Here is a 359-nt window from a genome sequence, read left to right on the forward strand (position 1 = left end):
TGTTGTGTTTACCATAAAGGTAAACATTGAGAACTTTTAAATTTGATTGAATTACTCGTAAGTAATCAATCAGTCAGCTTTCCAAATTGTTAAAGAGCGAATCACTTCATAACGAAGTAACCATTTTTAAATATTCTCATCGGCTTTGGCTTCAAAGAACGCTTAAAGATGGTATCCCGTAGGGGAGTCGAACCCCTGTTACCGCCGTGAAAGGGCGGTGTCCTAGGCCTCTAGACGAACGGGACACTAAGATGCTCTAACTTTCTAAACCTAATCAATCTGTGTGGACACTTATCGTGAATATCTTCGTATAAGGAGGTGATCCAGCCCCAGGTTCCCCTAGGGCTACCTTGTTACGA

Annotated in this window: 1 tRNA gene; it reads right to left on the minus strand. The window is 41.8% G+C overall.

The features are described 5' to 3' along the window. Positions 1-169: 169 nt before the first annotated feature. Positions 170-245: transfer RNA gene (locus QQ041_RS22280), tRNA-Glu, on the minus strand. Between the last annotated feature and the right edge of the window lie 114 nt (positions 246-359).

The sequence above is a fragment of the Vibrio sp. TMPB1044 genome (genome assembly GCF_030442075.1).
GTDB lineage: Bacteria > Pseudomonadota > Gammaproteobacteria > Enterobacterales > Vibrionaceae > Vibrio > Vibrio satsumensis.